This is a genomic window from Streptomyces sp. NPDC057638 (assembly GCF_042800315.1).
In the GTDB taxonomy this organism is placed as follows: domain Bacteria; phylum Actinomycetota; class Actinomycetes; order Streptomycetales; family Streptomycetaceae; genus Streptomyces.
Window position 1 is genome coordinate 1 of the sequence record NZ_JBHVHF010000044.1, and the last position, 14,120, is coordinate 14,120.

The following is a 14,120-nucleotide window of genomic DNA, read 5'->3' on the forward strand; positions in this document are numbered from 1 at the left end:
GGTGTACTCGGGCGATTCCGACAACGCTGGGGGTCCCCCCGGGCCGAAGGCCCAGGGGGAGAGGTGCCGTAGCTGTCGTCGCGGGCCCGACAAGATCGCCCGGACAGGACCTAGTCGCGGGACCAGCGGTAGAAGGACGTGGCCATCGCGTCGGCCGGGCTGCGCCAGGTCTCCGGGTCGTACGGGGCGATCAGCGGATCCAGATCGGCACAGAGCCGCTGGAAGTCCTCCCTGACCCGGGCCTCCGCCATCGCCCGCGCCGCGTCCCCCTCGAACTCCACCAGATGGAAGTAGAGATCCCGCTGGTAGTGGAAGAGCTCCCGCCGGGTCACCCCGAGCGCGACCGGCAGCGAGGTGCGGTCGGACGCCTCGAAGAGCGCCGCGACCTCCTGCGCCTTCTCGGGCGTCATTCGGGCGACGATAAGAATCCGGTTCGTGCGTCCTGTGGGCTCGGCCCGTTCAGTCTGTCCGTTCTGTTCGACCCGTTCGATCCGCTCACTCCGTACAGTCCGTGCAGTCTGCACGGACTGATCGAACGGCGCGCCCTGTTCGGCTTGTACGGTTCCCTCGGACATATGACCCCTCCCCTGATTGCATGACCATACGACCGTCACACTATTGAGTCCGATGCAGAATTCCCTCCGCCGGGAACGGGAAATGACTCTCCCCCCGCGGGGGGAGAGCTCCACCGCCGAGACGGGTGACCGGGGCTCGCTCCCGGGTCAGATCAGGCCCTTCTCATAGGCGTAGATGACGACTTGGACCCGGTCCCGGGCACCCAGTTTCCGATAGAGGCTCTGCACATGGGACTTGATGGTGCTCTCCCCCAGAACAAGCCGTTCCGCTATTTCCGCGTTGCCGTAGCCCTGCACGATCAGCCGGAAGACATCCACCTCACGACCGGTGAGGGAGGGCAGCTCGTCGGCGGTGCTCACGGGCAGGGCGGGGCGGCGCACGAACTCCTGGATGAGACGGCGGGTGACAGACGAGGAGAGCAGGGCGCCGCCCTCGGCGACCTCGCGCACCGCGTCCGCGAGCTGCCGCGGCGAGGCGTCCTTCATCAGGAAGCCGCTGGCGCCCGCGCGCAGCGCGTCGAAGACGTACTCGTCCTGGTCGTACATGGTGAGCATCACGATCCTGGGCGTGGTGCCGCCGTAGGCGCGGGAACAGATCCGCCGGGTGGCCTCCAGGCCGTTCATCTTCGGCATATTGACATCCATCAGCACCACGTCGGGCGCGTCGGTGCGGACCTGTTCCACGGCGTCCAGGCCATGGGCCGCCTCTCCGACGACGACGATGTCGCGGAGGGGCGCGAAGACCGCCTGAAGCCCCTGTCGCACCAGGGGCTGGTCGTCGGCGATCAGTATGCGGATGGTTCTCATGGGGCCTTTCCGGTGAGTCGTTCGAGCCGAGCCTGGACGCGCCGTTCCTCAGGCGCCGGTGTCAGGCCGGACGGACCCGGGGACGCCGGACGGACGCGCCGTGGAGACGGACGCCTACGCGGCACAGCCGCCGGGGCCGTCCCGCCCACCTCGTGGGCATGCCCCGCTGAGGGAACCGTGTCCGCCGAGGCGTCCCCGCCCGTGTCGCCGGCCTTCCCCGTGGAGGGCCGGTGACACCGGACGCGCGCGGAACACGGTGGCCAGACGGTGCTCCGCCCCCCGAGGGGCCGAGCACCGCGCGACAGCACTGCCCGCGCTCGCTAGGCCGCGCGCAACGGATCCTCCAGGCGGCCGTTGAGCGGCAGGACCGCCGCGATCCGCACTCCGCCTCCGGGCAGTCGCCGGAAGTCGAGATCCCCGCCCAGCTCATACGCCCGGCGGCGCATATTCGGGATGCCCTGGCCGCCGCCCGGCAGGCTTCGGCCGAGCCTGCCCGCCTTCTGGAAGGTGGGGGCGCCACGCTCCGCGCGGGGCCCGTTGGTGATGGTCACCTCCAGCCGGTCGCCGAACGTGACGCCCACGTCGATGGGTCCGTCACCGTGTTTGATCGCGTTGGTCACGCCTTCCTGGATCAGTCGCAGCGCCTCGTGGCGCACCCGGGCATGGACGTTGACCTCCGCCCCGACATTGGTGAACCGTGCCCTGAGCCCGACCTCGGGAAGGTCGACGCCGAGCGCGACCACACGGTCGGTCAGCGGCCCGTCGACCTGGCCGGGGCGGTCCTGGCGCGGCAGACAGCCCAGCGCGCCGCGGACATCGCGGCCCGCCTGGACGGCCAGTTCCTCGATGGTCTCCGCGGCCGCGGCCGCCTCGCTGTTCTCGGCGCCCAGCCTGCGGGCGTGCATCACGATGGCCAGCATCCGATGACCGGCGCCGTCGTGCAATTCACGGGCGATTCGCCGCCTCTCCCGAAACTTCTCCCGGGTGACCGACTCCTCGTGAATGCGCAGCTTCGCCTTCCCGTACCAAAACATCCACAGGACGGCGACAGCTGACAGCAACTCGAAGAGGAATAACCCCCTCACCCATGAGAGAGCAGAAAAAAGGCTCTCCCCCAACGCCACTCACTCCCCCGTAGTAGTGACTTGTGCAGACTTCTCGATCGAGCCTAGCAGAGGACGCACATTCACCCGCGAATCATCTGGAGCCGCCCAGCCCGCTGACCGGGGAACTCTTCTGGCTTCTCATCAGCACCACGAATTTGGAGCTATCCGTTCCGTTATCCGGCCCGGCGTGGCGGATTTGACACCGTCCAGAAAACGCCCCTCTCGAAACGTTCCCCTTCTCTCCGTGGAGTCGAAATCCACCGTCGCCCAGGGAGACGGTCAGGGCGGACGAGCGGTTGTCCGCAGGGGGGACGTGTTCCCCATCACGTGACGCACCGTGGCGCGGAGCGACGACGAATGACGCTCAGTCATATAGCTGTCCCATACGGGGAGTTCATCGGCCCGGTACGGGGACCGGCGGCCCCGATCGGCCCGTCCCCGGCTCCCCCGCCCGTACCGAGTCCGCCGATCCCGGCGCCGTAGCGAAACCACCGGATCCCCGCGCCGTACGGACCACCGGATCCCCGCGCCGTACGCAGCACCGGATCCCCGCGCCGTACGCAGCACGGCAACGCGGCGCCGTACGCAGCACACGAGCACGGCGTCACCGGTCCACCGCGAGATCGCCGCCGCGCCGCCAGGTCAGCCCCGCCGGTCCACCGTGATATCGCGGAACTCCGCCCGCGCGTCCTCGGTGTAGGCCCCCACACTCCCCCGCGTATACGGGCGTTCCCGGTCCGTGACGTCGGCCACCGCGCGGCCGTTCACCTCGACCACCATCCGCGCGCCCTCGTGACGTACCCGGATCCGCGACCACGCGCCGATGGGGAACCGGGGCAGCCCGGTGGCGAGGAAGCGCTGGCCGCCCCGGTACCCGGGATCCCGCTTCCCCAGCTCCCAGCCGTTGGGTTTGAGCGCCAGATAGTAGAAGTGCTCCGGGTCGCGGTACGCCCAGACCAGCCAGGCCACCTCCCAGGGATTGGGCTCACCCGCCCGTAACTGGGCGGCGGTGCGCATCCGGGCCCGGTACTCCACCGCGCCGTAGCCGGCGGTGGAGACGACGAGACCCGCGTGGGTCCGTTCGCGCCGCTGGGCGCTGTGCGGCGTCAGGGTCAGCTCACGGGCACCGCCGGTGTTGCTGCCGTAGCCGTGGAAGACCGAGCGCCAGGGGCCGTGGACCGAACCGTCACGCCAGGAGGAGGCCGCGGGGGAGTACCGCTTCTCCTCCTGCCGCCCGGTCAGCACCAGCACGCCGCTGACCAGCAGGGCAAGGGCCAGCAGCGGCCCCCCGACACGTAACCAGACGGGCCACCGCACGCGGAAGGTCATACCACCGCATCGTAGGAGCCGGACGGCCCCGCCGGACCCGGTGCGGGACCACCGGCGTGGGGCAGCGGCGCGCCGAGGTCCTCGGCGAGCCGGGCCACGATCCGCTCGGCGGCCCGGCCGTCGCCGAAGGGGTTGCCCGCGCCCGCCATCCGCTCATAGCGGACGGGGTCGTCCAGCAGCCGTCCGGCGGCGGCCAGGATCGCGGCCGGTTCGGTCCCGATCAGCTCGGCGGCGCCCGCCTCCACGGCCTCCGGGCGTTCGGTGGTGGTGCGCAGCACCAGCGCGGGCTTGCCCAGGCTCGGGGCCTCCTCCTGGATCCCGCCGGAGTCGGTGAGCACCAGGTCGCAGGCGGCGAGGGTGGCCGCGAAGTCGAGATAGCCGAGGGGGTCCACGACCCGCACCCCGGGGTGGTCGCCCAGTTCGGGCAGGAGCGCCTCGCGCACGGCGGGGCTGCGATGGAGCGGGAGCACGATCTCCACATCGCCCCGGTCGGCGAGTTCGCGCAGCGCGGCGCCCATCGCGCGCATCCGTTCGCCCTGGTTCTCCCGCCGGTGCAGGGTGAGCAGCACCCGGCGGTGGTCGGTACGGAAGGCACTGGTCCCACTGGACTCGGCCAGCACCCACAGCAGGTTGTCGACGACGGTGTTGCCGGTGGTCAGCACCTGCGCGGCGGCCACGCCCTCGGCCAGGAGGCGCTCGCTGGCGCGGCGGGTGGGGGCGAAGTGCCAGCGCGCCACCCGGCCGATCAGGCTGCGGTTGAGCTCTTCGGGAAAGGGGTTGTCGATCACTCCGGTGCGGAGTCCGGCCTCGACATGGGCGACGGGGACACGTTCGTAGAAGGCGGCGAGCGCACCGCACAGGGCGGTGGTGGTGTCGCCCTGGACCACCACCAGGTCCGGCCGTTCGGTCCTGAGGACGGTGCCGAGCCCGTCGACCAGCCGCGCGGTCAGCTCGCTGAGCCGCTGGCGCTCCCGCATCACGGCGAGGTCGGTCCGTACCCCGACCCCGAGCATTCCCAGCATCTGCTGGAGCATCTCGCGGTGCTGTCCGGTGGTCACCACCAGCGGCTGGAAGAGCGGGGAGGCGGACATCGCGCGGGCGACGGGCGCCAGTTTGATCGCCTCGGGCCGGGTGCCGAGCACCAGCATGGCCCGGACCGGGCGGGGCGGCCCGGCGATGGGCCGGTGCGCGGCGGGGGACGGTGCGTTTCCCGATAAGGACATGGGACTCCCTTGACTGTCGGTACGGAGGGGCCGCCGCCCGGCCCCGAGAACGATGGCGCACCGGGGCGCCGGCGGCACGCGGGACACGGGCCGGGGGCGATGTCCCTCACCGGTTCGGCGGGGCGGACCACCGGACCACCGGACCACCGGGCAACCGAACCACCGGACCACCCGGCGACCGGACCACCCGGCCACGCCGGGCCGCCCCAGACCGGCCGAGACCGGCCCAGAACGACCCAGAACGGCACCCGCGGCCGCCGGGCGGTCAGCTGCGCGCCGTCTTGATCCAGTTGCGCTTCCCGGTGATGGTCCGCCAGACGCCCATCCATCCGGCCGCGAACCAGATGTAGCCGTAGAGGACGAAGACATGCCCGAGCAGCACGGCGCGGAGCGCGCTCAGGGTGCGTTCACGCCTGCGGTAGACCAGCCCGTAGATCCACGCCGAGGTGAACGAGAGCAGATACGGACCGAGGAACCAGCTCAGCGAGACCATCGGGTACCCGGCCTGGACCGAGCCGAGGACCGTGCCCAGGACGGCGACCAGGAAGGAGAGCGGCAGCAGCGAGGTCAGCAGGATGAGTACCGGACTCGACAGGTGGTAGATCAGGTCCATCGCGGCCCTGGTGCGGACCTCGCGCAGGATCAGCGGGGTCAGATGGGCCGACTGGAAGTGGCCCTGGAACCAGCGGGACCGCTGGCGGATCAGCCGCCGCAGATCGAGCACGGCCTGCTGGGAGACGGCGGCGGTGGTGCAGTGCTGGTTGGTCCAGCCGCTCGCGATCAGCCGCACCCCGAGGTCGAGATCCTCGGTGAGGCTGTCGCTCCAGGGGTCGTCGCCGAGTGTGTCCAGCGCGGAGAGCCGCATGAACTGGCCGTTGCCGCCCATGCCGACGCTGCCGATGAAGCGGCGGGCGCTCTGGAAGATGTCGCCGTAGACCACGAACTCCATGTCCTGGAGCCGGGCCAGCAGACCGGCCCGGCGGTTGTACATCCGTACGCCGATCTGGGTGGCGCCGGTCGCCGGGTCGTTGAAGAACGGGTCGACGGCCTGGATCACATGGCGGTCCAGGCGTCCGTCGGCGTCGACCACACAGACGATCACATCGTCCGGGTCGCGTCCCGCCAGCAGATCGGAACCGCGCAGCAGCCTCACCCCGTCGTTGAGGGCGGCGCCTTTGCCGCGCCGGGCGTCGGGGAGGTGGCGCTGGTGGAGCCAGACCCGCTCGGGGTCGGCCGCCCGCGCTATCTCGGCCGTCCGGTCGTCGGAGGCGTCGTCGATGACCAGTGCCACACAGTTCCCGGCGGGCAGTTCGCTGATCCTGGCCAGGCTCTCGGCCAGCACGATCTCCTCGTTGAGACAGGCGAGGAGGAAGACATAGAACCGCTGATCGCCGTCGGAGGGGCGATGCGGAACCCGGCGCCGGGAGAGCAGGAAGAGACTGAAGTTATAGGTTCCGGCCGCGGCGATAAGGGCGACACTGGCCCATATCAGTATCTCGACGGTCACGGCCGCTCCACCGTCACCCGGTCCCGTCCGGACTGAGTACCGTCCTTTCGAGCCCCTTTGGCCGCCGGTGTTGAGCCAACTCGAACCCGGAATCTCGCCACCACCAGGCCGAAAACTATCAGGAGATACACAAGGAATCCGGCGCCCGCCGTCGCCTGTAATGCTTTGGCCAAAGATATTCCCGGTATCTCTTCCGGAACCGCCGCCAGACCCACCAAGGGCAGCACGGATCCCCAAGCAGACCTACCGTACATGGAGCCCCCCACCTTCGTGTTTCCGCGCCACGATGACCGGTCGTCTCCCCAACGACCCGGTCCGGGCACGCTTACGGAAAGTACCAGACGCATCCCCCGCCGGGGTTCTTCTATGGAGATTTCGGGGCCTGTTTTCTTGCCAGCGCCTCCTTTGCCACCCCATTGACATCCGATAGGCGACGACTGAACAATCCCGGGCTGTTGAGCACCACATTCCGCCAGCGGAATTCTGTGGCGGCCCCGACCATGGCCGTATAGCGATAACCGGCCATGATCGAGCCGCTCTCCCGGATGCCGTCACCGCGGTTTCTCCATACCGTGCGGACGCTAAGCGGAACCACACATGAGGGGGTACCACGCACATGATCCATCCCAGGACAAGATCACGGCCGACCTGGCTGGCCCTGATCGCCCTGGCCATCGCGGCGCTGCTGGGGAGCAGCCTTCTGCTGCCGTCGACCGCGGTCGCCGGCCAGGGCCAGGACGTCACCGGGCGCCACTCCGCACACCAGGGGCTGAACGCCTCCGCCGACGGGGTGCACGCCGGGGACACCGAGGAGTGGGCCGCCGGACAGCGCGCGGCCGACGCCGAGCGCCGGGCCGATCAGGCCACCCGGAACGCCCCGGGCACACCGGAGAGGGCGGGGAAGAAGCACCCGCGCTCAGCCGACGAGGCGCCCCGGCCGCGCAAGCCGCACACGGCGGCGGCCCCGGGCACCGCCAAGACCCTGGTGCTCTATGACACGGCGGGCCCCTTCGGCCATCTCGGCGAGATCTACGCCATGGGTGTGGCCAACCTCGGTGGCCGGTTCGGCACCGTGACCGCCAAGCCGGTCCAGGAGTACGCGCCCGGCCAGATCGAGACGTTCGACGCCACCGTCTACATCGGCTCGACCTACTACGGCGGGGCCGTCCCCGACGCCATCCCCCAGGACTTCTATCTAGACATCCTGCTCTCCAACAAGCCCGTGCTGTGGATGGGCAGCAACATCTGGAACATGGCGAACTCCATCAGCCTCCAGGAGTTCGAGTTCAAGTACGGCTGGGACCCGACGTCCTCCTTCTACGATGTGGGCGGTTCGGTCGGCAATGTCACCAAGGTGACGTACAAGGGCCGCGATCTGACCCGCAAGATCCCGCAGGGCCAGGACCCGGGCATCCTCCGTCCCGTCCTCAGGCCGGCCCCCGGCAACGGCGAGGTGACCACGCTGGCCACCGCCGTCGACACGGCGGGCGCCACCCCGGTCACCTTCCCGATGGCGTTCCGGTCCGGGAACCTGACCTACCTGGGTGAGATCCCGTTCACCTATGTCTCCGAGACCGACCGGATCATCGTCCTCCAGGACCTGCTCTTCGACGCGCTCGCGCCGACCACGCCCGAGCAGCACAAGGGCATGCTCCGGCTGGAGGACATCTCCCCGACGGCCAACGCGACCCAGCTGCGCGCCATCGCCGACTATCTGAAGTCGCAGAACATCCAGTACGGGATCAACATCATCCCGGTCTTCGTCGACCCCCGGCCCCCGGCCCGCACCATCCGGCTCTCCCAGCGCCCCGCCCTGGTCAACACCCTGAAGTACATGCTGGCCAATGGCGCGGTCATGATGAGCCACGGCTACACCCACCAGTACGGGAACGTGGCCAACCCCTATGACGGGGTGACCGCCAACGACTTCGAGTTCTTCCGGGCCCATGTCGACGCCCAGAACTACGTGATCTACGACGGCCCGGTCACCGAGGACTCCGCCGCGTGGGCACAGGGCCGGGTCGACCAGGCGCTGGCCGAGCTGGCGCGGGTCGGGCTGCCCCGGCCCAAGTTGTGGACCACCCCGCACTACGCGGCGTCCGCCACCGACTACCGGGTCTTCGGCGCCAACTTCCAGGGCCGGGTGGAGCGTCCGCTGTACTTCGGCGGGCTGCTCAGCGGTGGCCCGGTGGACAACACCCGCTATCTGGGCCAGTTCTTCCCGTACCCGGTGACCGATGTCTACGGTTCGAAGGTGCTGCCGGAGAACATGGGCAGCTACGAGCCCGCCGCCCAGAACAACAACCCGCCGCGGATGGTGCCCGACCTGCTGGCCGCCGCCCAGGCGAACCTGGCGGTCCGGGACGGCGTGGCGAGCTTCTACTACCACCCGACCCACCCGGTGGCCCCGCTGAAGCAGATCGTCGACGGCATGGTCGCCATGGGCTACACCTTCGTCAGCCCGGAGAGCCTGCTGTGACCGTGCCCCGGGTCCGCCGTTCCGTCATGGGCTCCCCCTGGGCAACTGAGCGCGTGGGCCGCTGAGTACCTCGGTACCTGGGCATGTGCGCACCATCCCGCCGTTCCCGGTCCGCCCCACGCGGGCCGGGAACGGCTCGTGTCGTCCGGGCCCCGGGCCCGGGGAAGGACCTGGTCCGATGCACGCGCTGAGGCGGGCGACCGCGGCGGCCCTGGCCGCCCTCGCCGTCCTGACCGGCTGTACCTCCGACTCCCGTACCGCCGGGGAGGAGCGGTCCCCGGGCGGACCACCGGCCGCCGACGGTGAGCGGATCCGGGGCATCACCCTGCCCTCCTGGTCCACCGACGACTACGACCGGCCCGAGGCCCGGTCCTATCTCCGCCAGATCGCCGACACCGGGGCGCGCTGGGTGGTCTTCACTCCCACCTGGTACCAGGACGGCACCGACCGGTCCGCGATGCGGGCGGGCGAGCAGACGGCGAGCGACCGGAGCGTGCGCCGGATCATCGGGCTCGCCCACGCGGCCGGTCTGCGGGTGATGCTCAAGCCGCATGTCGATCTGGAGGACGGCGGCGACCGGGCGGGGATCCGCCCCCGTGGCGAGGGCGCCGAGGACGCCTGGTTCGCCGCGTACGAACGGTTCATCACCCACTACGCCGCACTCGCCCAGGAGCTGGAGGTGGCCCGGTTCTCGGTCGGCACCGAACTGGCGGGCACCTCCGGCGACACCACGCGCTGGCGGCGGGTGATCGCGGGGGTGCGCGCCGTCTACCGGGGGCCGCTGACCTACGCCGCGAACTACGACGAGTACGCGCGGGTACGGTTCTGGGGCGCGCTCGACCTGATCGGGATCGACGCCTACTGGCCGCTGTCGGGCGAGGCGACGACGGATCCGGCCCGGCTCGCCAAGGGCTGGCGGCCGATCGTCCGCGAACTGGCGGCCTTCGCCGCGGAACACAACCGGAAGATCCTGTTCACCGAGGCCGGCTATGCCAGCCAGCGGGGCACGGCGACCGCCCCGTACTCCTGGACCATCAGCCGCCATCCCGGCGAGGAGGAGCAATCGGCCGCGTACCAGGCCCTGTTGACCGCGTTCGAGGGGCGGGAGTGGTGGGCGGGGGTCTGCTGGTGGATGTGGGACGACTGGCCGGAGAGCGGTGAGACCGCGCGGAAACTGGCGTACACACCCCATGGGAAGCCCGCCGAGGACGTACTGCGGCGCTGGTGGCGGGGGTGAGACGGCGGGTCGTCGGGCACGGGCGGGGACGGCAGGCCGGACGGGGGCGGCGGCAGGCCGGGCGGGCACGGGTCGGGGCGGGGGCGGGACGGGCCTGGCGGTGGGCTCAGCGCTTGCGTACCGCGTACGCGCCCAGCCCCTCCTCCAGGATCGCGAAGGCCCGTTCGGCGTCCGCCACCGCGTCCGCGTGGACGGCGTCCTCGTCGTCCCCCTCGACCAGTCGCCGCCAGTTCTCCGCCACGACCGCGCGCATGGCAGCCATCACGGTCGCCGCGACCACCAGGGAGGTGATGTCGTCCGCCGCCGCGCCCGTCTCGGCGGCGAGGGTCTCGGCCAGCCGCCGTTCGTTCCGCCGCTCCAGCAGGAGCGCCCGTCCGGTGAGGGCGGCACTGCCCCGGACGACCCGCATCAGGCCGAGTCCCCCGGGGTCGAGACCGACATGCGCGGCGCGCCGGTCGAGATCGGCGAGGAACTCCCGGCGCAGCGCGCCCACGGCGGACTGACCGGGGGCGCGCTCGCGGACCGGGCGGCCCGGGTCGGCCACCCGCTCGGCCAGGGGGACCATCACCAGATCCTCTTTGGTGGGGAAGTAGTTGAAGACGGTGACCTTGGAGACATGGGCCGCCTCGGCCACCTGGGCCACCGAGACCTGGTCGAACCCCCGGGTGGCGAAGAGCTCCATGGCCGCCTGGTGGATGGCGAGCCGGGTCTCCCGCTTCTTTCTCTCCCGCACTCCCACGCCGGGGGCGGATTCCGCGCGCTCGGTCATGGAGGGGACCCTACTCCCCCTGACACGGGGTCAATTTCCCACTCTTTATAGGGATTGACGAAGGCCTGTACGTCACGCGGGCCGTTCGCCGCACCGGCCGGACGCGATGTCCTCTCGTCCGCATCGAGAGGTCAGGGACCGACGGGCGGGCCGGTGCACCGTGGATGAACTCAGGTACAGACCAAAGGGGTCAACCGCACATCTGGACAGGGCTCTCACCAGACGACCAGGTCGCCTTCATAGAGCGACCACAGAGCGTTCACCCTGCAAACAAGTGAACGAGTTACGGTCATGATCACGGTTCGGCAACGCCGCACCGCCCCGCCACCCCCCACCCATGGGAGAAGCCATGCTCCGAGGCAGTAGCGCCACGGCCCGCGGCGCCTCCCCCTGGGTCGCGGTGGTCGCCGTCCTTCTCCTCGTGGTCTCCGGCATGTTGGCATCCGCACACGCCTCGGCCACGCCACGGGCCGCCACCGAGGCCACGAGCTGCGCCGAGGCCGAGCGGCCCAAGGAGGAACCGCCACGCCAGCGCGTACGTGAGCGGGCGCGGAGCGAACAGCGGGCACCCGGCCGCCGCGCCGACACCTCCGTCACCGCTCCCCCCACGAGCGGACCCGTGCGATCGGTGATCACGGCCGGTGATGTCGTAGCGGCACGCGCCGGACCCACCGCCGCGCGACTCCAGGTCTTCCGCTGCTGAGGGGGCCCACGTGCGCGCGGAGGCACTCCGCGCTGTCGCGTCCACCCCCCACAGACAGCACGACGCGCCCCGAGTCAGGGGTGCGCCAGGAGGAACCGACTTGCAGACCTTCATCGACCACGCCCGCTCCTTCGGCCGCGCGGCCGACCGCGGCGACGAGCTGGCGGCCCTCGCCCAGGGGCAGGCGCCGCAGGCCCTCTTCATCACCTGCTCCGACTCCCGGGTGATCCCCTCGCTGATCACCGGCGCCCGTCCCGGCGAGCTGTTCGAGCTGCGCACGGCGGGCAACATCGTCCCCCCGTACACCCCTGGCCACCCCTCGTCGGAGGCCGCGACCATCGAGTACGCGATCAACGTGCTCGGCGTCCGTGACATCGTCGTCTGCGGCCACTCGCACTGCGGCGCGGTCGGCGCGCTCGTCCGCGGCGAGGACCTGACGGCCGTGCCCGCCGTACGGGACTGGCTGCGGCACGCGACGACCGACGACACCGGGCTCACGGGCTCCGCCGACACCGCCGACCCGGCCGTGGAGCGCGCGGTCCACCACCACGTACTGACGCAGGTGCTGCGGCTGCGCTCGTACCCCTGTGTCCAGCGCCATGACGTCCGGCTGCACGGCTGGTACTACGAGGTGCACACCGGGACCGTGCGCGCGCACCGGTCCGACACCGACACGTTCACCGCCCTGTGAGCGCCGGAGTGAATCCCGGACCCAATCCCGCCACGAGGGCCGGGGCGAAGACCGGGGCGGGCGCCGGGACGGACACCCGGGCGAAGGCCGGAACGAACACCGGGGCGGGCGCCGGGGCGAACGGCCCCGCGCGTCGGCGTCCGGTCGTGCCCCGCCAGGACTTCGCCGCCTCCCTGGTGGTCTTCCTCGTCGCGCTGCCGCTCTGCGTGGGCGTCGCGGTCGCCTCCGGCGTCCCCGCCGAACTCGGGCTGATCACCGGGATCGTCGGCGGTCTGGTGACCGGGCTGCTGCCCGGCTCCACCCTCCAGGTCTCCGGCCCGGCGGCCGGGCTGACCGTCCTGGTCTTCGAGGCCGTACGCGAACACGGGCTGCCGATGCTCGGCGTGATCGTCCTCGCGGCCGGAGTGCTCCAGCTCCTGATGGGCGCCCTGCGCATGGGCCGCTGGTTCCGCGCGATCTCGGTCTCCGTCGTGGAGGGCATGCTCGCGGGCATCGGACTCGTCATCATCGCCGGACAGCTCTACGCCGCGGCCGGGCAGGAGGCCCCCGCATCCGGCCTGGACAAGCTCGCCGGACTGCCGGGCGCCGCGGTCGACGCTCTCGGCAGCACCGAGGCGCTGGCCTCGCTCGCGGTCGGCGCCGGGACGGTGCTGGTGCTGGTGGGCTGGACCTGGCTGCCGCGCCCGGTCCGCGCGGTACCCGGCGCCCTGGGCGCCGTGGTGCTGGCGACGGCGGTGTCGGTGGTGTTCTCGCTGCCGGTGGCGTCGGTGGAGGTCCAGGGACTGCTCGACGCCGTCCGGATACCCGGCGCGGACGCCTTCGGCGGACTGCTGAGCCTCGGTGTCCTCGGGACCGTCGTCGCCTTCACCCTGATCGCCTCCGCCGAGAGCCTCTTCAGCGCCGCCGCCGTCGACCGGCTCCACGACGGCCCGCGCACCCGCTACGACCAGGAGCTGATGGCGCAGGGCGCGGGCAACGCGGTCTGCGGAGTCCTCGGGGCGCTGCCGATGACGGCCGTCATCGTCCGCAGCTCGGCCAATGTCCAGGCGGGCGCCAGGACCCGGGCCTCCCGGGTGCTGCACGGAGTGTGGCTGCTGCTCTTCGCGGCGGCCCTGCCCGGCGCGCTGGCGCTGATCCCGCTGCCCGCGCTGGCGGGGATCCTGGTCCACGCGGGCTGGAAACTGCTGCCGGTACGGCAGTTCGCGTCCCTGTGGCGGGGCCACCGGGGCGAGGCGCTGATCCTCGTCGTCACGGCGGTGTCGATCGTCGCGGTGAATATGTTCGAGGGCGTGCTCATCGGGCTGGCGCTCTCCGTGGTCAAGACCGCCTGGGAGGCGTCGGCGGTGAAGCTGCGCGTGCTGCACCCCGACAGCGATCCCGACGGAGCCGACGGACCCGGCGCCCCCGGCGCTGACACCGGTACCGGCGGCCCGATCCGGGTCGAGCTCAGCGGCAACGCCACCTTCCTGCGGCTGCCGAAGATCCTCGACAGCCTGGAGGCACTGCCCCCGGGCCGGCCGGTGGAACTGGACCTCTCCCGCCTCCACCATGTCGACCACGCCTGCCGGGTGGCGCTGGAGAGCTGGGCCGCACGGCACGCGGCGCCGGACGAGGAACCGGTACGGGTGAAGGAGCCCGCGCTGACCTGAGCGGCGGAGGGCCGGGCCCGGTTGCACGGGTCCGGCCCCCTGGCC

General features: G+C 71.2%; 12 protein-coding genes. 5 read left to right on the plus strand and 7 right to left on the minus strand.

The window, feature by feature from the left end; genetic code table 11:
- Nucleotides 1-110: 110 nt before the first annotated feature.
- The 6 genes from ACFVIM_RS09130 to ACFVIM_RS09155 form a co-directional block, all read right to left on the minus strand.
- Complete coding sequence (locus ACFVIM_RS09130) at nucleotides 111-491, minus strand: TcmI family type II polyketide cyclase (RefSeq protein WP_384300052.1); 381 nt, start codon at nucleotides 489-491, stop codon at nucleotides 111-113.
- 231 nt (nucleotides 492-722) lie between these two features.
- Complete coding sequence (locus ACFVIM_RS09135) at nucleotides 723-1,382, minus strand: response regulator (protein WP_384300026.1); 660 nt, start codon at nucleotides 1,380-1,382, stop codon at nucleotides 723-725.
- Nucleotides 1,383-1,702: 320 nt separating this feature from the next.
- Entirely contained in the window at nucleotides 1,703-2,467 is a 765-nt protein-coding gene (locus ACFVIM_RS09140) for a sensor histidine kinase (RefSeq protein WP_384300027.1), read from the minus strand.
- Between the two features lie 663 nt (nucleotides 2,468-3,130).
- A complete protein-coding gene (locus tag ACFVIM_RS09145) occupies nucleotides 3,131-3,817 on the minus strand; it encodes a family 16 glycoside hydrolase (protein WP_384300028.1) in 687 nt (228 codons plus the stop codon).
- On the minus strand, nucleotides 3,814-5,040 hold the full coding sequence (wecB, locus tag ACFVIM_RS09150) for a non-hydrolyzing UDP-N-acetylglucosamine 2-epimerase (protein WP_384300029.1): 1,227 nt from the start codon (nucleotides 5,038-5,040) through the stop codon (nucleotides 3,814-3,816). Before wecB ends, ACFVIM_RS09145 begins: the two co-directional genes overlap by 4 nt.
- 265 nt (nucleotides 5,041-5,305) lie before the next feature.
- Nucleotides 5,306-6,547 (minus strand): glycosyltransferase family 2 protein, encoded by a 1,242-nt coding sequence (locus ACFVIM_RS09155; RefSeq protein ID WP_384300030.1) that lies wholly within the window; start codon nucleotides 6,545-6,547, stop codon nucleotides 5,306-5,308.
- Between the two features lie 616 nt (nucleotides 6,548-7,163).
- Here ACFVIM_RS09155 and ACFVIM_RS09160 point away from each other — a divergent pair.
- Nucleotides 7,164-9,026, plus strand: coding sequence for a DUF2334 domain-containing protein (locus ACFVIM_RS09160; RefSeq protein ID WP_384300031.1), 1,863 nt, complete (start codon nucleotides 7,164-7,166; stop codon nucleotides 9,024-9,026).
- A 178-nt stretch (nucleotides 9,027-9,204) separates the two neighbouring features.
- The gene (locus ACFVIM_RS09165; RefSeq protein WP_384300032.1) at nucleotides 9,205-10,263 is read left to right on the plus strand and encodes a glycoside hydrolase family 113; all 1,059 of its coding nucleotides are present in this window, start codon (nucleotides 9,205-9,207) and stop codon (nucleotides 10,261-10,263) included.
- A 106-nt stretch (nucleotides 10,264-10,369) separates the two neighbouring features.
- Here ACFVIM_RS09165 and ACFVIM_RS09170 read toward each other — a convergent pair whose 3' ends face one another.
- Nucleotides 10,370-11,032, minus strand: a complete 663-nt coding sequence (locus ACFVIM_RS09170; RefSeq protein WP_384300033.1) for a TetR family transcriptional regulator — start codon at nucleotides 11,030-11,032, stop codon at nucleotides 10,370-10,372.
- Between the two features lie 349 nt (nucleotides 11,033-11,381).
- Here ACFVIM_RS09170 and ACFVIM_RS09175 point away from each other — a divergent pair, with 349 nt between their 5' ends.
- The 3 genes from ACFVIM_RS09175 to ACFVIM_RS09185 all read left to right on the plus strand — a co-directional run bounded on the left by ACFVIM_RS09175 (nucleotide 11,382) and on the right by ACFVIM_RS09185 (nucleotide 14,075).
- Nucleotides 11,382-11,735, plus strand: a complete 354-nt coding sequence (locus tag ACFVIM_RS09175; protein WP_384300034.1) for a hypothetical protein — start codon at nucleotides 11,382-11,384, stop codon at nucleotides 11,733-11,735.
- Nucleotides 11,736-11,835: 100 nt separating this feature from the next.
- Nucleotides 11,836-12,426, plus strand: coding sequence for a carbonic anhydrase (locus tag ACFVIM_RS09180; RefSeq protein WP_384300035.1), 591 nt, complete (start codon nucleotides 11,836-11,838; stop codon nucleotides 12,424-12,426).
- A 146-nt stretch (nucleotides 12,427-12,572) separates the two neighbouring features.
- Nucleotides 12,573-14,075: a SulP family inorganic anion transporter gene (locus ACFVIM_RS09185; RefSeq protein ID WP_384300053.1), complete on the plus strand. Its 1,503-nt coding sequence runs from the start codon at nucleotides 12,573-12,575 to the stop codon at nucleotides 14,073-14,075.
- Nucleotides 14,076-14,120 lie beyond the last annotated feature (45 nt).

Excerpts from the sequence above, each read along its gene's own strand:
- ACFVIM_RS09170 (WP_384300033.1), bottom strand. The coding sequence starts at position 11,032 with ATGACCGAGCGCGCGGAATCCGCCCCCGGCGTGGGAGTGCGGGAGAGA.
- wecB (WP_384300029.1), bottom strand. The coding sequence starts at position 5,040 with ATGTCCTTATCGGGAAACGCACCGTCCCCCGCCGCGCACCGGCCCATC.
- ACFVIM_RS09175 (WP_384300034.1), top strand. The coding sequence starts at position 11,382 with ATGCTCCGAGGCAGTAGCGCCACGGCCCGCGGCGCCTCCCCCTGGGTC.
- ACFVIM_RS09160 (WP_384300031.1), top strand. The coding sequence starts at position 7,164 with ATGATCCATCCCAGGACAAGATCACGGCCGACCTGGCTGGCCCTGATC.
- ACFVIM_RS09135 (WP_384300026.1), bottom strand. The coding sequence starts at position 1,382 with ATGAGAACCATCCGCATACTGATCGCCGACGACCAGCCCCTGGTGCGA.
- ACFVIM_RS09145 (WP_384300028.1), bottom strand. The coding sequence starts at position 3,817 with ATGACCTTCCGCGTGCGGTGGCCCGTCTGGTTACGTGTCGGGGGGCCG.
- ACFVIM_RS09165 (WP_384300032.1), top strand. The coding sequence starts at position 9,205 with ATGCACGCGCTGAGGCGGGCGACCGCGGCGGCCCTGGCCGCCCTCGCC.